Source organism: Williamsia sp. Y721 (genome assembly GCF_059683565.1).
This window is the reverse complement of the sequence record NZ_JCASNH010000002.1, coordinates 81,077-103,460: the sequence shown is the minus strand read 5'-3', so window position 1 is coordinate 103,460 and position 22,384 is coordinate 81,077. Positions and strand designations below refer to the sequence as shown.

The following is a 22,384-nucleotide window of genomic DNA, read 5'->3' as shown; positions in this document are numbered from 1 at the left end:
TCGGAATCCGGCCTCCCGCAGCGGCGAATTCTTCTGCTTTCACGTCGCAGACGTGGTGACTCGACATGGAAATCGGCTCGACACGGAAGAATCGGAAGGAATGCGTTGTGTCCACCGGAATGAACTTTGATTTGACCGAGGATCAGGAGCTGATCCGCAAGTCGGTATCCGAGCTGGCAAGTCGTTTTGATGACCAGTATTGGATGGAAAAGGATCTCGCGCACGAGTTTCCGAAAGAATTCTACAAAGCGATCGCCGATGGTGGCTGGCTGGGAATGACCATGCCGGAGGAGTACGGCGGTCATGGCCTCGGCATCACCGAGGCGACGCTGTTACTGGAGGCGGTCTCGCGTTCCGGCGGTGCGATGAATGCCGCGAGTTCGATCCACCTGTCGATCTTCGGTATGCATCCGGTGGTCGTACACGGATCCGACGAGTTGAAGGCGCGCACGCTACCCCGAATCGTCAACGGCGACCTGCACGTCTGCTTCGGTGTGACCGAACCCGGTGCCGGCCTTGATACTTCGCGGATCACCACGTTCGCCAAGCGCGACGGCGACAGCTATGTCGTCAACGGTCGCAAGGTGTGGATCTCCAAGGCGATGGAGTCGGAGAAGATCCTGCTGCTGACCCGAACGACGAAGTACGAAGACGTCGAGAAGAAGACCGACGGCATGACGCTGTTCCTCACCGATCTCGACCGCAGCAAGGTGACGATCCGGCCGATCCCCAAGATGGGACGAAACGCGGTGACCTCCAACGAGTTGTTCATCGACGACCTCCGGATCCCGATCGAGGATCGGGTCGGAGAAGAGGGCCAGGGCTTCAAGTACCTGCTCGACGGCCTCAATCCCGAACGGATGCTGATCGCCTCGGAGGCCCTCGGTATCGGCCGCGTGGCCCTCGACAAGGCCGTCAAGTACGGCGGCGAGCGGGTCGTGTTCAATCGGCCGATCGGCATGAACCAGGGTATCCAGTTCCCGCTGGCCGACGCGCTGGCCCACCTGGATGCCGCAGAACTGGTGCTGCGCAAGGCAACCTGGCTCTACGACAACAAAAAGCCCTGTGGCCGTGAGGCGAACACCGCAAAGTATCTTTGTGCTGAAGCCGGTTTCAATGCGGCCGACCGGGCCCTGCAGACGCACGGCGGTATGGGCTACTCGGAGGAGTATCACGTCGCGCGGTACTTCCGCGAGGCCCGGCTGATGAAGATCGCCCCGATCAGCCAGGAAATGATTCTGAACTATCTGGGTTCACATACTTTGGGAATGCCGAGGAGCTACTGATGAGTGTCAAGAGTGGGATGTTTGATCTGACCGGACGGTCGGCCCTGGTCACCGGCGCCGCCGGTGGCATCGGTTCGGCTGTGGCAGAGGCGTTTGCCGCTGCCGGTGCCGCTGTTCTGGTCACCGACATCAATGGCGAGGCGGCCACGTTGGTTGCCAAGCGCATCGTCGAATCCGGTGGCAAGGCAGAGGGTTTCGAGCTCGATGTCAGTGATCGCGAAGGTGCCGATGCGGCTGCGTCGGCTGCGGCCGCGCTCGCCGACGGTGTCCTGCACATCGTTGTCAACAATGCCGGGGTCACCGCGCCTGCGATGTTCAAGGACACCACCGGAGAGTCGTTCCAGCGCATGCTCGACATCCACCTCAAGGGCGCGTTCAACTGCTCCCAGGCGGCGCTGCGGTTCCTCCCGACCGACGGCACCGGCCGAATCATCAACGTGACATCGTCCGCCGGGATCACCGGGACGCTGGGACAGGTCAACTACTCGGCGGCAAAGGCCGGGATCATCGGTCTGACAAAGTCACTCGCGCGTGAGCTGGCCCGCAAGCAGATCCTCGTCAACGCGCTGGCGCCGCTGGCGGCGACGCCGATGACCAAGACGATCCGCACCAACGAGAAGTTCGCCGAGACCATGCTCAACCGGATCCCGCTGCGGCGCTGGGCGGAACCGGAAGAGATCGCAGGCGCATTCCTGTTCCTCGCCTCTGATGCCTCATCGTTTGTCACCGGCCAGGTCTTGCCGGTTGATGGCGGCATGGTGATGTGATGACAAACGCTGACCTTTCGGCGACACCTGACCAATCGGGGGCAGCTGACCAACCGGGCGCCGGTGAGTCGGTTGGCCCGCTCGCCGGTGTCACGGTGGTGACCCTCGAGCAGGCGATCTCGGCCCCGATGTGCACCAGGACCCTCGCAGATTTCGGGGCCCGGGTGATCAAGGTCGAGAACCCGAAGGGCGGTGACTTCGCCCGTCATTACGACGACGTGGTGAAAGGGCAGGCAGCCCACTTTGTCTGGGCCAATCGCGGTAAGGAATCGGTAACCCTCGACCTGAAGTCGGAGGCCGGGATCGATCTACTGCATCGGCTACTCGACCAAGCCGATGCGCTGGTGTCGAATCTGGCACCCGGGGCCACTGCACGGCTCGGGTTGTCGGGGGACGAGCTGGCGCAGCGCCATCCGAATCTGGTTGCGGTCGAGATCGATGGGTACGGCAGCGGTGGTCCGTTGTCGCACAAGCGGGCCTACGACCTGCTGGTGCAGGCGGAGGCAGGCGTCTGCGCCGTGACCGGTTTTCCGGGACAACCGGCGAAACCCGGTCCGCCGGTGGCGGATGTCTCGACCGGCCTCTATGCCGCGCTGTCGATCATCGCGCTGCTGTACTCGCGGGACCGGCGCATTGCGCAGGGCAAGGGTTCCGCCGAGGTCAAGGTGAGTCTCTTCGACACCGCGGCCGAGGTCATGGGCTATCAGCTGAACTACACCCGCCATTCGGGGATCGACCAGCAGCCGTTGGGCATGAGTTCGCCCGCGGTGTCGCCGTATGGTTCGTACGCCACCGCCGACGGGCAGACCGTGGTCCTGGGCACCACCAATGACAGTGAGTGGCAGCGTCTGGCGCGGGAGATCATCGGGCGCGACGATCTTGCGGACGACCCCCGTTTCGCCAACAACAGTGGCCGGGTGGCGAACCGGGAAATTCTCCAGGAGGCCGTCAGGGCGTGGTGCGGGAAGCACGATCTGGCCGAGATCCAGCAGATCGCGGACAAGGCCGGGATCGGTAACGCGCGGTATAACACGCCCAGTGAGGTGATCGCGCACCCGCAACTCTCCGAGCGCGACCGGTGGCGCGACATCGATACGCCGAACGGACCGATCGCGGCGTTGCTGCCACCGCCGATCATCTCCGGTTTCGATCCGCCGATGGGCGCGGTACCGGGCCTCGGTGAGCACACCGAGAAGATCCTGGCCGATGTGGGCGTCGGCGAGGCCGACCTGGTCGGATTACGAGCACAGGGTGCGGTTGGTCCGGCGTATGAACGCTGAGCCAGAACTGCTGTGCGCTGACCGCGACGGTGTCCGCACCCTCACCCTGAATCGACCGCATCGCAAGAATGCGATCAGCCGAGAACTCTGGATTGCGTTGCGTGAAGCGCTGATCGCCGCGGGTGATGATCGCAGCGTCCGGGCCCTGGTGATCACCGGTGCAGGCGGGGCGTTCTGCTCGGGCGCCGATATCGCCACCCCGGACCCGACGCATCCCACGTACAAACTGCGGAACCTCACCGCAGTTGCCGAGTTGTTGCACAACCTCCCGATGCCGACGATCGCCAAGGTCGACGGGGTGGCCGTGGGTGCGGGCTGGAATCTGGCGCTCGGCTGCGATTTCGTGGTCGCCACACCCGGATCGACGTTTTCGCAGATCTTCGTCAAACGCGGACTGTCGATGGATCTCGGCGGTTCCTGGCTGCTGCCCAAACTCGTCGGCCTGCAACAGGCCAAACGACTGACGATGCTTGCCGACACGATCGATGCAGAAGAGGCCCGCGCACTGAACCTCGTCACCTGGGTTGTCGCCGCATCCGAGCTCGACGGATTTGTCGACGATCTCACCGGCCGACTCGCCTCCGGCCCGCCGATTGCACTGGCACAGACCAAGGCTTTGCTCAACGAGGGCGCCGATCGCACATTGCACGACGCGTTGGCCAACGAGGCCCGGGCGCAGGCGGCCAACTTTGCCACCCGCGATGCCCAAGAGGCGTTTGCTGCCTTCAGTGCGCGGAGAACACCGGAATTCACCGGCCAGTGGGCTGTGCCCAGGCCGTCATCGTCAGAACACCGAAGTGGAGAAAAGTAAATGCGCGAAGTTGTCATCGTCGAGGCGGTTCGTACCGCTGTCGGAAAGCGGAACGGTGGGCTGGCCGGCGTCCACCCCGTGGATCTTTCGGCTCATGTACTCATTGCGCTGGCCGAGCGCAGCGGGGTGAACCCGGAGATCATCGATGATGTTGTCTGGGGCTGCGTTTCGCAGGTCGGCGACCAGTCCAGCAACGTCGGCCGGTACTCGGTTCTCGCGGCGGGATGGCCGGAATCGATCCCCGGCGTCACGATCAACCGGGCGTGCGGATCGAGCCAGCAGGCCCTCGACTTCGCGGTGCAGGCTGTGATGTCGGGCCAGCAGGACGTGGTCGTGGCAGGCGGAGTCGAGGTGATGAGCCGGGTGCCGCTGGGCGCGGCTCGATCCACCGGCGCACCGTACGGCCCCAAAGCCCTTGGCCGCTATGAGGGTTTTGCCTTCAATCAGGGGATCTCGGCAGAAAAGATCGCCCAGAAGTGGGGCTTCGACCGAACCTCGGTCGACGAGTTCTCGGTGCTCTCGCATGAGCGGGCCGCAGTGGCGCAGGATGCCGGTGCATTCGAAAGTCAGATCGTCGCGACCCCGACCGACGACGGTGTCGTCACCGTCGACGAAGGAATTCGCCGGGGGAGCACGGTCGAAAAGCTCGCGAACTTGAAGCCCGCGTTCTCCGAAGACGGAGTGATCCACGCCGGCAACTCTTCCCAGATCTCCGACGGCGCAGCCGCATTGCTGGTGATGACCCCGGAGAAGGCGCGCGAACTCGGCCTGAAGCCGTTGGTGCGGTACACCGCGGGCGCCGTTGTCGGCGACGATCCGGTGCTCATGCTCACCGGCCCGATCCCGGCCACCGCGAAGGTCCTCGCCAAGGCAGGCGTGAAGCTCTCCGAGGTCGGTGTGTTCGAGGTGAACGAGGCATTTGCCCCGGTCCCGATGGCCTGGCTCGCGGAGACCGGAGCCGATCCGGCCCTGCTCAACCCGCTGGGTGGCGCGATCGCTCTTGGCCACCCGCTCGGTGGCTCGGGCGCGATCCTGATGACCCGCATGATCAACCACATGCGCGACAACGGGATTCGGTACGGACTGCAGACCATGTGTGAGGGCGGCGGCACTGCCAACGCCACCCTCGTCGAATTGGTTTCGTGAGAGAGGAAGCGAAATGAGACGCGGAGTATTCACCGAGGACCACGAGGAGTTCCGGGCGCTGGCGCGCGACTTCATCGGCAAGCGCATCGTTCCGGAGTACGCGGCCTGGGAGAAGGTCGGTCAGATGCCGCGCGAGATCTTCGCCGAGCTCGGATCGCTGGGCCTGCTGGGTATCGCGATCCCCGAGGAGTTCGGGGGCGCAGGCCTTCGCGACTACCGTTACAACGTCATCCTCCAAGAGGAGGCGGCACGAGCGCTCGTCACCCTGAGCACCGTCCGGACCCAACTCGACGTGATCCTCCCGTACTTCCTCGAGTACGCCAACGAGGACCAGCGAGCTCGCTGGTTCCCTGGACTCGCCAAGGGCACCCTGTTGTCGGCGATCGCGATGACCGAACCGGGCACCGGCTCCGACCTCGCAGGCGTCAGCACCAATGCCGTCCTCGAGGGCGACGAGTACGTGCTGAACGGGGCGAAGACATTCATCACCGGGGGTTTGCTCGCCGACCTGGTGATCGTCCTGGCCCGGACATCGACCGATCCGGACAACCGTCGCGGTGGATTGTCACTGTTGGTCGTGGAGGACGGCATGCCCGGATTCGAGCGCGGCCGGGTGCTCGACAAGATGGGCTGCAAAGTCCAGGACACCGTCGAACTGTCGTTCGACAACGTCCGGGTGCCGGTGGCGAACCTGCTCGGTGAGGAAGGCAAGGCGTTCGGATATCTCGGCCGGAATCTGCCACAGGAGCGCATCACGGTGGCCGTCGGATCGATTGCCCAAGCGCGGGCGGCCGTGGCGACCACCATCGAGTACGTGAAGGAACGCAAGGCCTTCGGTACGCCGGTTGCGTCGTTCCAGAACACCAAGTTCGAACTCGCGGCCATGTCGGCCGAGATCGAGGCCGGACAGGCGATGGTCGACCGGGCTGTCCTCGATCTCGTGGACGACGAACTGTCCGGTTCAGACGCCGCACGGGTGAAACTTTTCTGTACCGAAGTTCAGGCACGGGTCGTCGATCGTTGCCTGCAGCTCTTCGGTGGCTACGGATACATGACCGAATATCCGATCGCACGGCTCTACCTCGACGCCCGGGTCGCACGCATTTATGCAGGTACCAGCGAGGTCATGAAGGTGATAATCGCCAAGTCGCTCGGTCTGTGATCTGCAACCCAGATCAAATTTGATGAGACCCTTGTCACAAGGCGGAATCCAACCTACTATCTGTTCAGTTGGTTGGCTGTAGCGAAGGAGATCAGTGGCGCGCGATCGGCCGTATGAGGCACTTCTCGTCAAAGGCGAGGAGCGCAAGCGACAGATTCTCGAGGTCGCTCAGCGGTTGCTTGCCCGCAATGGGTGGCGAAACACGACTCTGTCGCAGATCGCCACCGAAGCCGGCGTCAGCTCCGCCGGTTTGCTCCACCATTTCGAGTCCAAAGCGCAGCTCTTGCATGCGGTACTCGAGATGCGTGATGCCGACGACGACCAACATGCTGATCGCGCAGGCGATCTGCTGGATGGGATCGTGAGGGTCGCCGAGCGATTCGAACGATCCCCGGAATTGATAGGAACGTTTGCGGTTCTCCAGATGGAGAACCTCGAACCTGATGCGCCGCTGCATGATCGCCTGCTCGCCAGGTATCACGCCGCAATTGACACCGTTGCCGCTGGTATCCGGCGCGGGCAGGTCGATGGTCGATACCGGACGGACTTCGATGCAGATTTGAAGGCCGTCGAAATAGTCGCCTTTCTCAACGGGATGGAAACATCATGGCTGCTGGATCAATCAATTCCACTGACGCAAGTGTTCAGGGAGTACGCACGATCGCTGGCGAAGGACTTCGAGCGGGTGACGAGTTCGTGAAGTACCGCCTGGTGGTCGTTGCGCCCACGGCGAACGAGGTCATCAAGTACGCGGGCGGTCTGGTGTTCGACCGCGGTATGGCCGGCTGGGACGTCACGGTGCTGGTGCAGGACGATCCGACCGCACGGGCCCTGCAGATCCTCGGCGCGCAGACGGTCGACTTCGAGGCGGCCTTCGAATGGCGTGGACTCGGCTTCCATCCGCAGGCCGTGGTCACCGCGGGTTCGCTCTACGAGCGCGATGATCGGGTGCGCCAGGGTGTGCAGCAGATCCTCGAAGACGGTGAGACCGAGGTGACCCTGTGGGGAGATAGCCTGCCATCGGAACTCGACAGCCGGATCGGAACGGTGCGGCACCGCCTCAGCGTCGCCGCCAGGGCCTTCAAGGCGCAGGCGCTCGCAGCAGCGTCTCTGCCTGCCGACGCCGTTGGACTCTCCGAGGTGTTCCGCTGCGGAAAGACCCATTCGTGGGAGGGTCTGTCGGATCTCGTTCCGGCCTGACAACCCCGAACTCTGACCTGGGCCCTGACACGTATGTGTTGGGGCCCAGGTTTTTTCGCGGTTTCAGTGCACTTTGTTCAGGCCAGATGTAGCGCCGGTGGCGCCTTGGTGCGTAACTTGTTGCCCAAGAAGGATTCTGAGTGCGCGACATCTGTTGCGGAGGCTGCCGTGGCAGAGAGCGCATGCCGCTTGAAAGCGCGGGCCGCGTTGCTGAGTTGATGTTCGACCGCAGTGACGTCGTCGCGGTCCACCGCGGGCCGAGCCGGACCCCACAACATGGTGTTGGTGTCACCCTCGTCGAAGGATTGACGAACGGCCTCGCGGAGCCGGGTGTTGCGGACGCACAGGTCGCCGGCGATCACGACCTTCTGGGGCCAAGGCGTGTGGCGACGTGACGCAAGTGCCGGCTCGAGATCCATCGCAAGGGCTGTGTCCACGTCGAGGATCCGGGTGCCGAGTATCTGCAGCGGTCGCGGATCGGCCTCCGGCGGAACCAGGACCGTGACAACCCAGCCCGCCATGATGTGGTCGAACAGCAGGCCGCCGGCATGCTCGACGAGATCGGCAGTGGTGGTGCCCAGGACGGCCAGCCGGTACGGCAGGTCGCGGCTTCGAGCTCGCAGGCGCTCCTGCTTCACCAGCCGGACAGCGTCGACGAGCTGATCGTTGGTGGCGAAGGCGGGCACCACCGTCATCGTTGCCCGTACGGGTGTCGACGACGGCGTGGGCCGCCCGGCTGCTCCGCTCACGAGAACATTGTGGCCACCGAACCGATTCGATGGTTGTGGTTTCGCCGATTCGATGTCCGATCCGCGTGAGGTGCCACCGCCATTACTTTCCGGCCTTCCGGAAGTCCCAGCTGACGATCTTCTCCGGGACAACTCGAAGCCAGGCATGCCGTCCGTCGTAACCGAACCTGCCGCCGGCGTACTTCGCGCCGAATGCTGCTTCTGGGGCGATGAGCTCTTCGACCGGCTCACCGGTCCTCGGCACTTCGCCGACCGGGGTTGCGTTGCCGATGATCTCCACGCCACACAGATCGGAGAAGTCGTCGCCCGAGTCCACGAGCACCGAGACCCTCCGGTCGCGAGCGATGTCGGTCCAGCGCTGACTTTTCACAAGAGAATTGAGCCACAGCACCTGGCCGTCCCAGACGTACCAGAGTGCTGAGATGTGCGGGGCGCCGTTCATGCCGCTCGTTGCCACCCGGCAGGTGCGGTTCTCGTTCAGGAACACCTCGCGTTCCTCCGGTGTCATGGCGATGCGTCGCCCGCGTTTCTGCTCCCGCAACTGGTCGCTCAAGGTTCGCCCTCTCGTGGATGTTCTTGTGGTGCAGCCGGTTCAAGGAAAGATGACAACCACTTTGTCGGCGGCACCCGGGGTGGATGCGGTGGACAGGGCCTGCTCGACATCGGTGAAGTCGAACTGGTCGCTGACGATCACCGCAAACTTTTCCCAGTGGTCGGCGATCTCCGCTGCGACCTGGAAAATCTCATCGGGGTAACCCATCGCGGTCACGATGTTGATCTCAGCGCCGAGGAGGAAACCGAAGTCGACCTCGACAGGCGCTTTGTGCACGGCGACGATGCCAACGGTGGCGTTCTGTTTGGCCGACTGCATCGCGATGTGCAGCACCTCGGGAACTCCGGCGGCATCGAGGTAGATGTCGGTGCCTGCGCGGGGTTTGCCGGTTGCGGTGGTGCCCGGACCATGTAGTTCGAGTAGTCGAGTTCCGACGTCTTCGGTGGCGGAGTTGATCACCGCATCGGCGCCAACCGCGAGCGCCTTCTCCAGGCGCGACGGGAGAATGTCCGCCACCACAACGTGTTTCGCGCCGCTGAGTTTGTATCCGATCACCGCGCCGAGTCCGATGGGCCCGGCACCGAAGATCAGGACGGTGTCGCCGGGTTTGACGCCGGTGCGGTTCACGGCATGGCGGGCGACCGCCATCGGCTCATTGAGCGCGGCAACGTGGAACGGGACCTCGGGTGGCACGACCGCGAGATTGCCTCCGACTTCGGCCCGCTCGACCAGGACGTATTCCGACAGGGCGCCGACCGGTCCACCACCACCCATCATGCCGGTGCCGTCGGCCATCGGGTTGATCACGACATGGTCGCCGACCGTCAGACCGACCACCAGTTCTCCGACCTCGACGATCTCTCCGGCCGGTTCGTGCCCGAGCGGGGTTTTGCCCTGCATCGGTGGGATACCGCCGATCTCGATGTAGAAGCCGTCCGAACCGCAGATTCCGCACGCCCGCATCTTGATCAGGACATCTTCGGGTCCTGGACTGGGGATGGGTATGTCGATGATCGCGGTGGTACCGACGCCGGAAACGATGACCGACTTCACCGGGTGACCTTGACGAGTACTTTGCCGATCGCCTGACCGTCGGCGACCAGACGCAATGCCGAGGCTGCCTCGTCAAGGGGGTAGGTCGCGCCGATGTGGGGGACCGCAGTGCCCTTGACCAGGAGTTCGGCGAGCTCGTCCTCATTGCGGCGGTACTCGTCCGGCGGCAGATCCTGGAACTGGAATCCCAGCACGTGCACCCCTTTGACGAGGATGAGGTTGAGCGGGATCCGCGGAATGGTGCCGGAGGCATAGCCGATCGTGACAAAACGTCCGCCTCGGCCCAGCGCCCGCAATGCGGGTTCGGACTGGTCGCCACCGACAGGGTCGATGACCGCGTCGGCGCCGCCGGGGACCAGTTCGCGGAGCGCGGTCCGCAGGTCGGCGTTTCGGTGGTTGATCACGGTGGTGGCGCCGTAATCCTTGGCAACGGCGAGCTTTTCGTCCGAGGACGCGACAGCGGTGACGGTGGCGCCGATCGCGACGGCGAGTTGCACCGCCGCCAGTCCGACGCCGCCCCCGGCACCGAGGACGATCACGTGGTCACCCGACTTCACGCGGGCCACCGAGCGCAACGTGTGGTACGCCGTGCGGTGTGCGACACCGAAGGCGGCCGCCACCTCGTCGGAGATCGACTCCGGGATCTTCTTCAGTCCGGCGGCTTTTGCACACACCTCTTCGGCGAACGCACCCACGATGCCTGTCCCGGTCACCCGGTCGCCGACGGCCACCGATGTGACATCATCGGCGACCTCGGTGACCTCACCGGCGAATTCGCTGCCCGGTACAAACGGCGTGGGGACCTTGACCTGGTATTCCCCGGCGATCACGAGTACGTCCGGGAAGTTCGCCGCGGCGCAGGCAACTGCGACTCGGGCCTGGCCGGCTTGCAATGTCGGCGCGGGAATATCCTGCACCTCAACGATTTCCGGAGGACCAAGTTCCCGGCACACGGCGGCGCGCATCTGGTTCTACCGTCCCTGCCAGTTCGGTTCGCGCTTTTCGATGAACGCCATGGCGCCTTCTTTGGCGTCGTTGCTGCTGAAGACGATCTCCTGGTGCCGTGCCAGACGGACCTTTGCGGCCGCGGCGTCCGATACCGAGAGCCGGACCAGTTCCTTGCAGGCCGTCAGGCTCAGCGGAGCGTTGGCCGCGACACGCTCGGCATATCCGATCGCTACGTCGAGCACGTCTTCCTGCGGTGCAACAGCATTGACCAAACCGATCTCGTAAGCACGCTGCGCCGTGATCAGATCACCGGTCAGAGTCATCTCCAATGCGATGCCCATCGGGATGCGGGTTCCGATCGTGGTGCCACCGCCACCGGGGAAGAGGCCGCGCTTGACCTCGGGTAGCCCGAACTTCGCTGCCGTCGACGAGACGATGATGTCGCAACCCAGCAGCAGTTCGAGGCCACCACCGATCGCGGTGCCGTTGGCGGCGCCGATCACCGGGATGGCGAGGTCGCCGGAGGCGAGGCGGCTGAAGCCTTCGGATGTGAAGTCGCCACCTTCGGCGAATGCACGCAGGTCCATACCGGCGCAGAAGGCGCGATCGCCGGTGCCGGTCAGGACGATGGCGCGGATCTCCGGATCGGCCTCGGCTTCCAGCGCCGCCGTACCGATGCCGCGAAGTAGACTGCCGGTGAGTGCATTTCGGGCTTCGGGGCGGTTGAGCCGCAGGATCAGGACGGCGCCGCGCCGCTCTGAGATGAGCTCGTCGGTTGTTGTGCTCATGATTTGTAGTCGCTCGATTCTGCGAACTCGGCGGCCGAACGCATCAGGGTTTCGATGACCGGACCGTAGGCCTGCAGCTTGATGTCGTCACCGGCACGTTGGAAACCCTGCTCGAGGACGATGGCGAGCTTCCACTTCGCCAGCACCAGGTAGTAGTCGAGGTCGTCGACCTGGCGGCCCGACACCTTGGAGTAGTGGTTGATCATCTCATCGCGCGACGGCATCCCGGACAGGTCGACATAGCTGGCCGTGGCGGCCTCAGGTGCGTTGGTGTCCTCGGGCCAGCCCTGGACCATCCAGGCCAGATCCAGCTTCGGGTCGCCGACGGTTCCCATTTCCCAGTCGACGATCGCGGCGAGCTGTGCCGGAGCGCCCTCTTTGTACATCACATTCGCAAACTGGTAGTCGCCGTGCATGATTCCGGGGATGAAGTCGAGCGGCTTGTGGGCCTTGAGCCAGGCGGTGGCCTCGCTCATACCCTCGAGTTCACGGGTTTTGATCCGGTCGAAGAACCGGGTCCAGCGCGATACCTGGCGCTCATGGAAGCCGTCGGGCCGGCCCAGATCGCCGAGGCCCTGGGCCTTCCAATCGACCTTCGACAGCAGCGCGATACCCTCGGCCAGCTGATATGCCAGGCCTTTTCGCAATTCGAGGTCGGAGGTGAACGGTTCCTTCCACTGCTTGTTGTCCATCGGTGACCAGCCGTCGACGTAGCCCATCAGGTAGAACGAGCGCCCCAGGACCGAGGTGTCGGAGCAGGCAGCGATCGCCTTGGTGTGCGGAACCTCGGTGCCGTCAAGGGCTTCGATGATGCGCCATTCCCGCATGATGCCCTCATCGCGGTTGGCAGGCGCGGCGGGCGGCGGCATCCGGATCACCGAAACATTGTCACCGCGAGTGAGTTTGTAGATTTCGTTCTGCGTTCCGCCGGACAGGAACTTGGCCTCCAGTGGTTCGCCCTTGCCGGGCAGTCCGGCCTGGTCCATCCAGTCCGCGAGTTTGATCAGGTCCATCAGAGGTTCCCCACTTCGAGTTCGAGAAATTCGGCGTATTTGGCTTTGGCTGCAGCTTGTTTGCGAGGGATCCACTCGGTGGGCCACAGGTCGTCGGTGGCCTTGTAGTCGCGCAATACCTGCTTGGCGACGGTCATCTTGTGGACCTCGGTGGGGCCGTCGGCCAGGCCCATCACAGCGGCGCCGTGCACCATGGTCAGGAAGGGCATCTCGTTGGTGACACCGAGGGCGCCGTGTACTTGCATTGCCCGCCAAGCGATGTCGTGCAGGACCGTGGGCATGACCACCTTGGCGGTGGCGATGTCTTTGCGGACCTTCTTGTAGTCGTTGTACTTGTCGATCTTCCAGGCCGTGTTGAGGACGAACAGCCGGAACTGTGCCAACTGTGCGTACGAGTCGGCGATGTAGCCCTGGATGAACTGCTTGTCGGCCAGAAGGCTGCCCGCGGTTTCGCGGCTGAGGACGCGTTCGCACATCATGTCGATTGCCTTCTGCGCCAACCCGATCGTGCGCATGGCGTGATGGATCCGGCCACCGCCGAGGCGGGTTTGCGCCACCGCGAACGCCTGACCTTCACCGCCGAGCAGCGCGCTGTCGGGGACGCGGACGTTGTCGTAGTGGATCAGGGCGTGGGTGCCTTCATCCATCGGCTCGCCGAACAGTCCGACGTTGCGTTCGATGATCACGCCCGGGGTGTCGGTGGGGACCAGAAACATCGACATGCCCTTGTACGCGCTCACGTCGGGGTTGGTGACAACCATGACGATGAGGAACGACGCGGTCTTGGCGTTGGACGAAAAGTACTTGTAGCCGTTGATGATCCAGTGATCGCCGTCGCGGACCGCGCTGGTCTTGAACTGCGTCGGATCGGCGCCGGCCTGCGGCTCGGTCATCGAGTAGCTCGAGAAACATTCGCCGTCGAGCAACGGCTGCAGGTACTGCTTCTTCTGGTCCGGCGTGCCGTAGTGGGCGATGATCTCGGCGTTGCCCGTGTCGGGGGCCTGGCAGCCGAAGACGATCGGAGCCCACGAGGAGCGGCCGAGGATCTCGTTGAGCAGGGCCAGCTGGAGCTGGCCGTAGCCCTGACCGCCGAGGTCTGGGCCGAGGTGGGTGGCCCACAAACCCTGATCGCGAACCTGCTGCTTGAGAGGGTCGATCGCCTTGCGACGTCCCCCGTCGAGCGGGACGAATTGCATATGTGGCCACGCGTGATCGAGTGGTTCGACTTCTTCGCGGACAAATTCATCGGCCCAGTCCAGTTTCGCCTGGTACTGCGGGTCGGTCTCAAAATCCCATGCCATGGAGGCCTCCTCGTTCCGTGTGAGAATATCATTCTGGCGAGACGGAACACAATTCTTATTAGTGTGAAGATCGTTCCGAATAGGGTGTCCAAACGGAAGGCGGTTACCACCAATGAAGGCTGAAGACCTGTTTCACGTCGGAATCGTGACGCACGATCTGGAGGCGACCCAGGCGCAGTTGTCGTCGCTCCTCGGCTATGAGTGGGGCCCGGAGATCGGGGCTCCCATCGAGGTCACGCTGCCCACCGGGGACGTGACGGTGGACGTCAGATGCGCCTACTCGATCACCACCCCGAGGCTGGAGGTGGTGCGCAGCATCCCGGGCACCTTCTGGGAACCGGCCGAAGGCGCAGGCATCCACCACGCCGGTTACTGGTCCGATGATGTGGACGCCGACGTCGCCGAACTGGTGGGACACGGCTACGTCACCGAGGTGACCCGCAAAGGCCCGGACGGTTCGACCTTCTTCGCATTCCTGCGCAGTGACACCGGTTTTCGGATGGAACTCGTGACCCGCCTGGCGGAGCCGTCGTTGCAGCAGTGCTGGGCGGTGCGCTGATGGGCACTGTTGGTGTGGTGACCGGTGCCGGACGGGGCATGGGCCTGGACTGTGCGCGCCGGTTGACCGGCGTGGTCGACACGCTGGTGCTCGTCGATCTCGATGAGGCAACGGTGAAGGCCGCGGCGCAGGAACTGTCATCGGCCCAGGGGGCTGTCGTCGAACCGCATGTCCTCGACATCACCGATGCCGACGGTGTGCAACGGCTTGCCGATCGCGTTGCCCAACTCGGGACCCTGCGGGCGGTGGCCCACGTCGCGGGCATTTCCCCGACGATGGCGGACTGGCGCCGGATCTTCACGGTCGATCTGGTTGCGACCGCAAGGCTTGCCGACGTGTTTCGGCCGCTGACCACGGCGGGGACGGCATGGGTCTACTTTGCGTCGATGGCCCCTGCCATCGGCGGGGTCGAGATCGATGCCGCCACCGCGGAGATCCTCGACCACCCGCTCGAGCACGACTTCCTGGATCGGATCCGGGAGAGCTTCGGGCCGACGATCGAGCATCCGGGCGCGGCGTACGCCGTGGCCAAACTAGGGGTGAAACGGTTTGCGCAACAGGAAGCGGTGCGTTTGGGGCCACTCGGCGGTCGCGTGAACTCGGTGTCCCCGGGGCTCATCGACACCCCGCAGGGCCGTCAGGAAGCGGCCGACAATCCCCGGATCACCGAGTGGATCGGGACGACGCCGGTGGGTCGACTCGGGCAGGCGGCCGAGCTCGCGTCGGTGGTCGCGTTCGCGCTGTCGGACGAGGCGAGCTTTCTCAGTGGTACCGACCTGCTTGTCGACGGCGGACTGTGTGCCGCCGTGCGCGGTCCCGGTTCGCGCTGACCGTCGCAGTCGAAAACAATTGAAGGGTAACAAGTTATGGCAAAGGGTATCTACTACGTCGAATCCCGGCCGGCATCGCAGGCGGTCGACGCCGAGTTCAACCATTGGTACGACGAGGTCCATCTGCCCGAGATGATCGCGATCGACGGAATCATCTCGGCCCGACGATTTGCGCCGGTCACCGATGACGGACCCTACGTTGCGATCTATGAGCTGGAAGGCGATGACCTGCCGACGATTCTCGAGGCGATGATGGCCGCGGCGCGGGCGGGTGCGCTCACGTTGTCGGACCTTTCGCAGAAAGACCCGACACCGACGAGGCGACTGCTCGAGGTCACCACCGAGTACCCACCGACGGATGGGCATTAATCTTGATGCTGTGGACAAACAGATGAGCGGGGACGCGGCCGACGATCTGGCGAGCCGGATCGCCGAGCGCAGCCTGGCCAAGCGGGGTGCCAACTATGCGGCCGAGGTGCGCCGGTTGCTCGATGCCGCGCTCAGCGTCATCCAGGAGCGGGGTACCGAGTCCCGGCCACGGGTTGCCGACATCGTCTCTGCCGCCGGTCTGTCGAATGAGGCCTTCTATCGGCACTTCTCGTCGAAGGATGCGCTCGTGGCGGCGTTGCTGGAGGACGGTACCGCACGCTTGCGCCGGTACGTCGCTCATCAGATGAGCAAGGAGCCGAGCCCCGAGGGCAAGGTCCATCGTTGGGTCGAAGGTGTGCTCGCGCAGGCGATCGGGGATACCGCCGATTCCACCCGCGCGGTCTCCTGGAATGCCAGTGGTCTGGCCGGTGACAGCATGGGGGGCGCGGTGTCGGCCAACGGCCCGATGGCGTCGTTGCTGACCGAACCGTTTGCCGAACTCGGCAGTACCGACCCCGATTTCGATGCGTTGCTCGCCGCCCATGCCACACTCGGCATGCTTGCCGACTACCTGTGGCGACGTGTCGAACCCACGCAGGCAGACATCGCCCGCATCTACGAGTTCTGTCTGAGGGCGGTCACCCCTGCGGCGTAGGTCGCAGGCTGCGCAGGAATAGTTCGACCGCGGCACGGATGTGCCGGTCCTGCTCGGTGGTGTCCCGGACGATGCCGAACGACGCCAGTCGCGACTGGCCGCCGACCATGCCGAGGAAGAGTTCGGCGAGCACACCCGGGTCGTCCGCTTCGATCGAACCGGTTGCGGTGTGCCGAACGAGTAGGTCGACAACGAACTGCTTGCGCGGCCAGAAGCCGCTTCCGTATGTGCGACGGGCGATTTCGGGATAGCGCGAGGCGTGGGCGATGGCTATCTGCTCCAGCTTGATCATCGACGGATTCGTCGCACGGCGGATGGCTGCACGGGCAACGGCCGTCAGTGCCGCTTCGAGGTCGTCCGGATCGGGCGCCGGAGGCTCGGGCTCCGGCCAATCGCGTTGCTGCAGTGCCCACCCGAGTACCGACCGGAAGACATCCTCCTTGGTGGGAAACCGGGCGTAGAGCGAGGGCTTGGTGGTTCCGGCCGCGGCGGCGATCGCGTTCATCGACGTGCCCTCGTAGCCGTGCTGCAGGAACTCCTCGAGTGCGCACTCGCGAATTTTGCGATCGAGTGCGCCTGCCTGGGCTTTTGTCGGACGGCCGCCGCGGCTGCGGGTTGGGCCGCCGGGTGGTGTGTCGGAGTTGGTCGACGTCACCAGGGAAAGTCTGCCACCTCTGGCCCTGGACAGAAAACTTTACCCGCAGGTATGGTTAATGAAACGGGTTCCCACACCCCCTCACTTTTCACATTCCACGGAGGCAGCAATGTCAGTGACCACGAGTCCGCGAGATGTCGTCGAGCAACTCGATGCCCGTTTCCAGGAGCGCCGCGAGCAGGTTCCGGTTCTGAGGCAGCGTGCTGACGCCGAAGGCATCACGCAGATCCGGGCCCGAGAAGACCTCATCCCGCTGCTGTTCCCGCACACGACGTACAAGAGCTACCCGGAATCGCTCATCGCGAAAGGTAAATGGTCGCAGATGAATCGGTGGCTCGACTCGCTGTCGACGCACCGGGTTGCAGATGTCGATGTCGACGGGGTCGAAGACGTCGATGGCTGGATCGGCCGCCTCGAAGCCGCCGGACACATGGTGTCGAGTTCCAGTGGCACCAGCGGCAAGGGTTCCTTCCTCAACAAGACCAAGACAGACCTCGACACGAACGCGACCAACATGCTCGACTGCCTGACCGATCTCGGGCTACCCCCGCAACAGATCTGGAACTTCATCCCGGTTGGTCCGGAGACCAGCCTCACCGCACACGTTGCGCTCAAGGACATGCTGGCCGCGGCCTACGGCAGGCCGGATGGTATCGCGATGCCGCCGAGCACCGCCCCGGCCGGACACCACAAGTACATGGCGCTGCTGCAGGCGATGCGCCGGGCCATGGCCGACGGCACCGCCGCGCCGGATGAGATCGCCGCATTCGAGGCGAAAGCCGCACAGCGCCAGCAGAAGAACGAAGACCGGTTGCACTACCTCGCCGAGCAGATTCTCGCCCGTCGCTCCGAACGCTTCTTCTTCAGCGCGCAGTTCCCGAATCTGTTCCGGCTGACCGAGATCCTGAAGGAGATCGGCGGCAAAGACGGTGACATCACCGGTGAGAATGCGCTGACCACCGGTGGTGGCCTCAAAGGGATGTCGCTGCCGGATGACTACCGCGAGCAGATATACCGGATGCTCAACATCGATCCGAGCCGCTTCCTGCACTACTACTCCATGCAAGAACTCAATCAGCGTCTGCCGAAGTGCCTGTCCGGGCGATACCACGTGCCCGCCGAGGTGGTCCTGTTCGTGCTCGACAAGAACGGTGAGACCTTCGCGCCTGCCTCGGACGGGCAGGTCGAAGGGCGTGCGGCGTTCTTCGACACCACCGTCGACGGGCGCTGGGGCGGAACGATTTCTGGGGACAAGATCATCGCCGAACTCGATGGCTGTCCCTGTGGACGCGCCGGCACCACGGTCCTGGACCAGATCGCCCGCTACTCCGATCTCAAAGACGACGACAAGATCACCTGCGCCGGCACCATGGATGCCTACGTGCGCGGATTCATCGAGGACTGAGGACCGATCACGTGACCACCACATTGAGCCCGACCAAATCCAAGATCCGGGTACCGCACTTTGTTCGGGGCAAGCTGATCTGGGGTGAGGACAACGAGTATCTCTCCAGGGATTTCGGCGTTCCCTTTGTCACCCCGAAGATCGAGTTCAACGAACTGTTCGTGCCACGTACCGAGCAGGGACCGGCCTTTGACATGCCGGTGTCGGAGATCATCGACTTCCTGGTCGAGACGGCCTCCCACCTCTCGCTGGAGAAGAACGAGTACCTGCAGGAATCGCTGGAGATGACCCTGCAGGTCAGTGCTCTGCCCCGGCGCATCATCGAGAACACTTTTGCCAGGCCGGGACAGTTCCTCACCAGGGAGGCGATGGAATACCGGCTGAAGAAGACCTTCGGAAGCCTCGAGGTGCTCGACGGCTGGGTGGAGAACACCGATCCGAACGGAAGCGTCAGCCGGATAAGGGCTTTCCCGCCACGTCTGGTGCACATGTTGGCGGGCAACTCGCCGAGTGCGGCAATGACGTCGATCGCTGACGCCGCACTGACCAAGGCCGTCAACGTGTTCAAGATGCCGTCGGCCGATCCGTTCACCACCGTCGCGGTGTTGCGCACCATGGCCGACATCGCCCCCGATCATCCGGTGCTCCAATCGATGTCGGCGGTGTACTGGAGGGGCGGTGACGAGAAGGTCGAAAGTGTTCTCTACCGGTCGCAGTACTTCGACAAGCTGGTCGCCTGGGGTGGCGGCGCCGCGATCGAGAACGCGGCGAAATATGTGGGTCCCGGTTTCGGGCTCATCTCTTTTGATCCCAAGGTGTCGATGTCCGTCATCGGCCGGGAGGCGTTCGAATCCGAGGAGACCCTGCTCGAGGTCGCGGAGCTGGCCGCCAAGGACGTCACGATCTTCAATCAGGATGCCTGCCTCGCCGCCCGGCACATCTGCGTCGAAGGGGACATCGAGCAGGTGGATCGCTTCTGCGAGCTGCTCCATGAACGTCTCGGTGTTGACCGCGATTTCGCGTCGGCCGTCGGACCGAAGCCGGCCTCCGATATCCGGGAGGCCGTGGAGGGGATGCGCTTCCTCGAGCCCGAATATCGGGTCTGGGGTGAATTCGACGGCCGCGGACTGGTTGTCCGATCGCCGGAGATGGTCGACTTCCATCCCACCAACAAGACTGTGAACGTCATCCCGGTGGACAGCATGCGCGACGCTGCGGCGTTGGCCACAGTGGCCACGCAGACCGTTGGCGTGTACCCGACGCATCGAAAGGCCGAGATCCGTGATGATCTGGCCACTGCTGGCGTGCAACGTCTGGTGAAGCTCGGAAGTGCCATGAAGGGCAGTATGGGTGGCCCCCATGACGGTATGTACCCGTTGCATCGATTCGTGAACTGGGTGGTGGACGACGATGCCTAGCGGGGTCGAGGGTTCCGGCGCTGCGATGCCCGTGCGGATCCTGGGCAGATCGGGCCTGCGGGTCAGTGAGCTGTGTCTGGGGGCAATGACATTCGGAACCGACTGGGGCTTCGGCTCCGAGGAGCAGGCCTGCGCCGAGATCTACAACGTTTTCCGGGAGGCAGGCGGCAACTTCGTCGACACCGCCAACGTCTACACCAACGGGGCCAGCGAAGAGATCCTCGGACGTCTGGTTGCCTCCGAACGAGACAACGTGGTGCTCAGCACCAAATACACGCTGCCGACGGACAAAGACGACCCGAACTCGGGTGGCAGCCATCGAAAGAGCCTGCGTCGCAGTGTCGAGACAAGTCTGCGACGCCTCGACACCGACTACATCGACCTGTTGTGGGTGCATGCCTGGGACCAGTGCACCCCGGTCGAGGAGACCCTGCGCGGGCTCGATGACCTGGTGCGGTCCGGCAAGGTCCTTTCCATCGGCGTGACCAACACCCCGGCCTGGGTGGTCGCTCGCTCGGCGGCGATCAGTGAACTGCGCGGGTGGACATCGTTCTGCGCCATGCAGGTCGAGTATTCGCTGGTTGCGCGGACTCCCGACCGGGAACTGCTGCCCATGGCGCGTGAGCTGGACATCGCGGTCTGTGCGTGGAGTCCGCTGGCGCGTGGGTTGTTGGCGGGCAAATCCTCGGACGACGGTCCGGCGAAGTTGTCGCCGTCAGGTCAACGGGCCGTGTCGGTGGCGAAAGAGATCGCTGCCGAACTCGACACCACACCCGCACGGGTGGCGCTGGCGTGGGTGATGCGCCAGGGACTGATGCCGTCGATCGGGGCGAGAACCGTTGCGCAGCTGAGAGATAATCTGGGCGCCCTGGCGGTACGGTTGGAACAGACCCACCTCGATCGGCTGGAGACGGCCACCCGGGTGCGGCTCGGATATCCGCACGATTTTCTCAACAAACGGCGTGCGGTCTTCACCCCGACCAGTTAGAAGGACCTGACAGACGTGCAAAAACTCGACCACTGGATCGGCGGCGCCAACGCGGCGCCGTCGGCAGGCGAATACCTTGGTGTCACAGATCCGGCGAGCGGCAATGAGGTTCGCCGGATCGCAGCCGGGAACGCCGCAGACATCTCCCTCGCGGTCACCGCGGCCGAATCGGCTGCCGAGGCCTGGCGTCAGGTCCCGGGGCTGGCCCGCGCCCGGTTGTTCTCCGACCTCGCACGTGCGATGCGCGACAACGCAAAGGAGCTCGCGCAGCTGGAGATCAGCGAGACCGGCAAACCCGAGGCGGTGGCACTGGGCGAGGTCGAGGGCTCGGCCACCTACTTCGATTTCTATGGGGGCCTGATCGGGATGCCGGTCGGTGAGACGCTGGACGTGGCACCGGATCAGCATGTCTACACCCGGCGTGAGCCCTTCGGCGTGGTCGGTGTGATCACGCCGTGGAATGTGCCGCTCAACCAGGCGGCGCGAGCCTGCGCTCCTGCGCTGGCTGCCGGAAACACGGTGGTGGTCAAGCCGTCCGAGTACACATCGTCGACCACTGTGCGGCTGGCGCAGTTGGCGTCCGAAGTGGGTTTTGCGCCGGGAGTGTTCAATGTGGTGCTCGGCAACGGGCGTGATGCCGGTGCCGCGGTGGTAGAGCACCCGTCGGTGGCGAAAGTCGCTTTCACCGGGTCGGTTCCGACCGGCCGGGCGATCGGCAAGATCGCGGCCGAACGCATCATTCCGCTGACCCTCGAACTGGGTGGGAAGTCGGCCAACATCATCTTCTCCGATGCGGATCTCGATGCGGCCGTTGCCGGTTCGCTACAGGCCTTCACCGCCAACGCCGGCCAGGTCTGTTCGGCCGGCACCCGATTGCTTGTCCACCGCTCGGTCCATGACGAGGTGGTGCGCAGACTGGTCGACCGCGCTGCGAACGTGCGAGTGGGCCGCGATATCGGCCCGCTGATCACCCGAGATCAGTTCTCGCGGGTGCAGGAGTATTTCAAGGTCGCCGAAGCCGATGGGGCCCACACCGCATCCGGCGGCACGGTATCGACCGTTGCCGGCGAGACCGGCGGGTTCTACATCGACCCGACGATCTACACCGGTGTCGACAACTCGGCACGGATCGCCCGCGAAGAGATCTTCGGTCCCGTCGTCGTGGTGATTCCATTCGACGACGACGCCGAAGCCGTTGCGCTGGCCAATGATTCCGACTACGGACTGGTTGCCGGGGTGTGGACCACGGACGTCTCCCGCGCATTGACGGTGAGCGACCGTCTCCGGGTTGGTCAGGTGTTCGTGAACACCTGGTCTACGGCGTCGGTCCAGACTCCGTTCGGTGGCTGGAAAAACAGTGGCTACGGGCGCGAAAAAGGTGTTGAGGCGCTGCATCATTACAGTCAGGTCAAGTGTGTGACCATCAAACTCTGACCCCCTGCGCGCGT

At 64.1% G+C, this 22,384-nt stretch carries 24 protein-coding genes; 16 read left to right on the top strand and 8 right to left on the bottom strand.

Going from position 1 to position 22,384, the window contains the following annotated elements; genetic code table 11:
• Positions 1-119 precede the first annotated feature (119 nt).
• From AC56PL_RS09115 to AC56PL_RS09080, 8 genes are all read left to right on the top strand, one after another.
• Positions 120-1,286, top strand: coding sequence for an acyl-CoA dehydrogenase family protein (locus tag AC56PL_RS09115; protein WP_495515933.1), 1,167 nt, complete (start codon positions 120-122; stop codon positions 1,284-1,286).
• On the top strand, positions 1,286-2,053 hold the full coding sequence (locus tag AC56PL_RS09110; protein ID WP_495513398.1) for a 3-oxoacyl-ACP reductase FabG: 768 nt from the start codon (positions 1,286-1,288) through the stop codon (positions 2,051-2,053). Before AC56PL_RS09115 ends, AC56PL_RS09110 begins: the two co-directional genes overlap by 1 nt.
• The gene (locus tag AC56PL_RS09105; protein WP_497153646.1) at positions 2,053-3,333 is read left to right on the top strand and encodes a CaiB/BaiF CoA transferase family protein; all 1,281 of its coding nucleotides are present in this window, start codon (positions 2,053-2,055) and stop codon (positions 3,331-3,333) included. The genes AC56PL_RS09110 and AC56PL_RS09105 overlap by 1 nt, the downstream gene beginning before the upstream one ends.
• Positions 3,323-4,144 carry an enoyl-CoA hydratase-related protein gene (locus AC56PL_RS09100; protein ID WP_495513396.1) on the top strand — a complete coding sequence of 274 codons (822 nt, stop codon included), beginning with the start codon at positions 3,323-3,325 and terminating at the stop codon, positions 4,142-4,144. Before AC56PL_RS09105 ends, AC56PL_RS09100 begins: the two co-directional genes overlap by 11 nt.
• Entirely contained in the window at positions 4,145-5,290 is a 1,146-nt protein-coding gene (locus AC56PL_RS09095) for an acetyl-CoA C-acyltransferase (protein WP_495513395.1), read from the top strand. It abuts the gene before it with no gap.
• A gap of 13 nt (positions 5,291-5,303) precedes the next feature.
• A complete protein-coding gene (locus tag AC56PL_RS09090; protein ID WP_497153645.1) occupies positions 5,304-6,452 on the top strand; it encodes an acyl-CoA dehydrogenase family protein in 1,149 nt (382 codons plus the stop codon).
• Positions 6,453-6,546: 94 nt separating this feature from the next.
• Positions 6,547-7,152 carry a TetR family transcriptional regulator gene (locus AC56PL_RS09085; RefSeq protein WP_495513393.1) on the top strand — a complete coding sequence of 202 codons (606 nt, stop codon included), beginning with the start codon at positions 6,547-6,549 and terminating at the stop codon, positions 7,150-7,152.
• On the top strand, positions 7,149-7,652 hold the full coding sequence (locus AC56PL_RS09080; RefSeq protein WP_495513392.1) for a hypothetical protein: 504 nt from the start codon (positions 7,149-7,151) through the stop codon (positions 7,650-7,652). The genes AC56PL_RS09085 and AC56PL_RS09080 overlap by 4 nt, the downstream gene beginning before the upstream one ends.
• 77 nt (positions 7,653-7,729) lie before the next feature.
• Here AC56PL_RS09080 and AC56PL_RS09075 read toward each other — a convergent pair whose 3' ends face one another.
• The 7 genes from AC56PL_RS09075 to AC56PL_RS09045 form a co-directional block, all read right to left on the bottom strand.
• Positions 7,730-8,401 carry a hypothetical protein gene (locus tag AC56PL_RS09075; RefSeq protein WP_495513391.1) on the bottom strand — a complete coding sequence of 224 codons (672 nt, stop codon included), beginning with the start codon at positions 8,399-8,401 and terminating at the stop codon, positions 7,730-7,732.
• A gap of 82 nt (positions 8,402-8,483) precedes the next feature.
• On the bottom strand, positions 8,484-8,942 hold the full coding sequence (locus AC56PL_RS09070) for a pyridoxamine 5'-phosphate oxidase family protein (protein ID WP_497154278.1): 459 nt from the start codon (positions 8,940-8,942) through the stop codon (positions 8,484-8,486).
• Positions 8,943-8,993: 51 nt separating this feature from the next.
• Positions 8,994-10,007 carry a zinc-dependent alcohol dehydrogenase gene (locus AC56PL_RS09065; protein ID WP_497153644.1) on the bottom strand — a complete coding sequence of 338 codons (1,014 nt, stop codon included), beginning with the start codon at positions 10,005-10,007 and terminating at the stop codon, positions 8,994-8,996.
• Positions 10,004-10,972, bottom strand: a complete 969-nt coding sequence (locus AC56PL_RS09060) for an NADPH:quinone oxidoreductase family protein (protein ID WP_497153643.1) — start codon at positions 10,970-10,972, stop codon at positions 10,004-10,006. The genes AC56PL_RS09065 and AC56PL_RS09060 overlap by 4 nt, the downstream gene beginning before the upstream one ends.
• Before the next feature lie 6 nt (positions 10,973-10,978).
• Positions 10,979-11,743: an enoyl-CoA hydratase-related protein gene (locus AC56PL_RS09055; protein ID WP_495513388.1), complete on the bottom strand. Its 765-nt coding sequence runs from the start codon at positions 11,741-11,743 to the stop codon at positions 10,979-10,981.
• Complete coding sequence (locus AC56PL_RS09050; RefSeq protein WP_497153642.1) at positions 11,740-12,756, bottom strand: phosphotransferase family protein; 1,017 nt, start codon at positions 12,754-12,756, stop codon at positions 11,740-11,742. Before AC56PL_RS09050 ends, AC56PL_RS09055 begins: the two co-directional genes overlap by 4 nt.
• Entirely contained in the window at positions 12,756-14,057 is a 1,302-nt protein-coding gene (locus tag AC56PL_RS09045; protein ID WP_495513386.1) for an acyl-CoA dehydrogenase family protein, read from the bottom strand. Before AC56PL_RS09045 ends, AC56PL_RS09050 begins: the two co-directional genes overlap by 1 nt.
• A gap of 112 nt (positions 14,058-14,169) precedes the next feature.
• Between AC56PL_RS09045 and AC56PL_RS09040 the strand changes: the two genes are divergently transcribed.
• The 4 genes from AC56PL_RS09040 to AC56PL_RS09025 are packed head-to-tail and all read left to right on the top strand — an operon-like array spanning position 14,170 to position 16,470.
• Positions 14,170-14,616 carry a VOC family protein gene (locus AC56PL_RS09040; protein WP_497153641.1) on the top strand — a complete coding sequence of 149 codons (447 nt, stop codon included), beginning with the start codon at positions 14,170-14,172 and terminating at the stop codon, positions 14,614-14,616.
• The gene (locus tag AC56PL_RS09035) at positions 14,616-15,446 is read left to right on the top strand and encodes an SDR family oxidoreductase (RefSeq protein ID WP_495513384.1); all 831 of its coding nucleotides are present in this window, start codon (positions 14,616-14,618) and stop codon (positions 15,444-15,446) included. The genes AC56PL_RS09040 and AC56PL_RS09035 overlap by 1 nt, the downstream gene beginning before the upstream one ends.
• 36 nt (positions 15,447-15,482) lie before the next feature.
• Positions 15,483-15,815 carry a hypothetical protein gene (locus AC56PL_RS09030; protein WP_495513383.1) on the top strand — a complete coding sequence of 111 codons (333 nt, stop codon included), beginning with the start codon at positions 15,483-15,485 and terminating at the stop codon, positions 15,813-15,815.
• A gap of 22 nt (positions 15,816-15,837) precedes the next feature.
• Positions 15,838-16,470 (top strand): TetR/AcrR family transcriptional regulator, encoded by a 633-nt coding sequence (locus AC56PL_RS09025; RefSeq protein ID WP_497153640.1) that lies wholly within the window; start codon positions 15,838-15,840, stop codon positions 16,468-16,470.
• Here the strand turns inward: AC56PL_RS09025 and AC56PL_RS09020 are convergent.
• Positions 16,454-17,125, bottom strand: a complete 672-nt coding sequence (locus tag AC56PL_RS09020) for a TetR/AcrR family transcriptional regulator C-terminal domain-containing protein (RefSeq protein WP_495513381.1) — start codon at positions 17,123-17,125, stop codon at positions 16,454-16,456. The genes AC56PL_RS09025 and AC56PL_RS09020 overlap by 17 nt on opposite strands.
• Before the next feature lie 109 nt (positions 17,126-17,234).
• Here AC56PL_RS09020 and AC56PL_RS09015 point away from each other — a divergent pair, with 109 nt between their 5' ends.
• Genes AC56PL_RS09015 through AC56PL_RS09000 form a run of 4 tightly spaced genes read left to right on the top strand, consistent with a single transcriptional unit; the run spans position 17,235 to position 22,370 of the window.
• On the top strand, positions 17,235-18,530 hold the full coding sequence (locus AC56PL_RS09015) for a hypothetical protein (RefSeq protein WP_495513380.1): 1,296 nt from the start codon (positions 17,235-17,237) through the stop codon (positions 18,528-18,530).
• 11 nt (positions 18,531-18,541) lie between these two features.
• Positions 18,542-19,948 (top strand): acyl-CoA reductase, encoded by a 1,407-nt coding sequence (locus tag AC56PL_RS09010; RefSeq protein WP_497153639.1) that lies wholly within the window; start codon positions 18,542-18,544, stop codon positions 19,946-19,948.
• Positions 19,941-20,936: an aldo/keto reductase gene (locus tag AC56PL_RS09005; protein WP_497153638.1), complete on the top strand. Its 996-nt coding sequence runs from the start codon at positions 19,941-19,943 to the stop codon at positions 20,934-20,936. The genes AC56PL_RS09010 and AC56PL_RS09005 overlap by 8 nt, the downstream gene beginning before the upstream one ends.
• Positions 20,937-20,951: 15 nt before the next feature.
• The gene (locus tag AC56PL_RS09000) at positions 20,952-22,370 is read left to right on the top strand and encodes an aldehyde dehydrogenase family protein (RefSeq protein WP_495513377.1); all 1,419 of its coding nucleotides are present in this window, start codon (positions 20,952-20,954) and stop codon (positions 22,368-22,370) included.
• The last annotated feature ends 14 nt before the right edge of the window (positions 22,371-22,384 follow it).

Excerpts from the sequence above, each read along its gene's own strand:
- AC56PL_RS09115 (WP_495515933.1), top strand. The coding sequence starts at position 120 with ATGAACTTTGATTTGACCGAGGATCAGGAGCTGATCCGCAAGTCGGTA.
- AC56PL_RS09110 (WP_495513398.1), top strand. The coding sequence starts at position 1,286 with ATGAGTGTCAAGAGTGGGATGTTTGATCTGACCGGACGGTCGGCCCTG.
- AC56PL_RS09105 (WP_497153646.1), top strand. The coding sequence starts at position 2,053 with ATGACAAACGCTGACCTTTCGGCGACACCTGACCAATCGGGGGCAGCT.
- AC56PL_RS09100 (WP_495513396.1), top strand. The coding sequence starts at position 3,323 with ATGAACGCTGAGCCAGAACTGCTGTGCGCTGACCGCGACGGTGTCCGC.
- AC56PL_RS09095 (WP_495513395.1), top strand. The coding sequence starts at position 4,145 with ATGCGCGAAGTTGTCATCGTCGAGGCGGTTCGTACCGCTGTCGGAAAG.
- AC56PL_RS09090 (WP_497153645.1), top strand. The coding sequence starts at position 5,304 with ATGAGACGCGGAGTATTCACCGAGGACCACGAGGAGTTCCGGGCGCTG.
- AC56PL_RS09060 (WP_497153643.1), bottom strand. The coding sequence starts at position 10,972 with ATGCGCGCCGCCGTGTGCCGGGAACTTGGTCCTCCGGAAATCGTTGAG.
- AC56PL_RS09055 (WP_495513388.1), bottom strand. The coding sequence starts at position 11,743 with ATGAGCACAACAACCGACGAGCTCATCTCAGAGCGGCGCGGCGCCGTC.
- AC56PL_RS09050 (WP_497153642.1), bottom strand. The coding sequence starts at position 12,756 with ATGGACCTGATCAAACTCGCGGACTGGATGGACCAGGCCGGACTGCCC.
- AC56PL_RS09045 (WP_495513386.1), bottom strand. The coding sequence starts at position 14,057 with ATGGCATGGGATTTTGAGACCGACCCGCAGTACCAGGCGAAACTGGAC.
- AC56PL_RS09040 (WP_497153641.1), top strand. The coding sequence starts at position 14,170 with ATGAAGGCTGAAGACCTGTTTCACGTCGGAATCGTGACGCACGATCTG.
- AC56PL_RS09035 (WP_495513384.1), top strand. The coding sequence starts at position 14,616 with ATGGGCACTGTTGGTGTGGTGACCGGTGCCGGACGGGGCATGGGCCTG.
- AC56PL_RS09030 (WP_495513383.1), top strand. The coding sequence starts at position 15,483 with ATGGCAAAGGGTATCTACTACGTCGAATCCCGGCCGGCATCGCAGGCG.
- AC56PL_RS09025 (WP_497153640.1), top strand. The coding sequence starts at position 15,838 with ATGAGCGGGGACGCGGCCGACGATCTGGCGAGCCGGATCGCCGAGCGC.
- AC56PL_RS09015 (WP_495513380.1), top strand. The coding sequence starts at position 17,235 with ATGTCAGTGACCACGAGTCCGCGAGATGTCGTCGAGCAACTCGATGCC.
- AC56PL_RS09005 (WP_497153638.1), top strand. The coding sequence starts at position 19,941 with ATGCCTAGCGGGGTCGAGGGTTCCGGCGCTGCGATGCCCGTGCGGATC.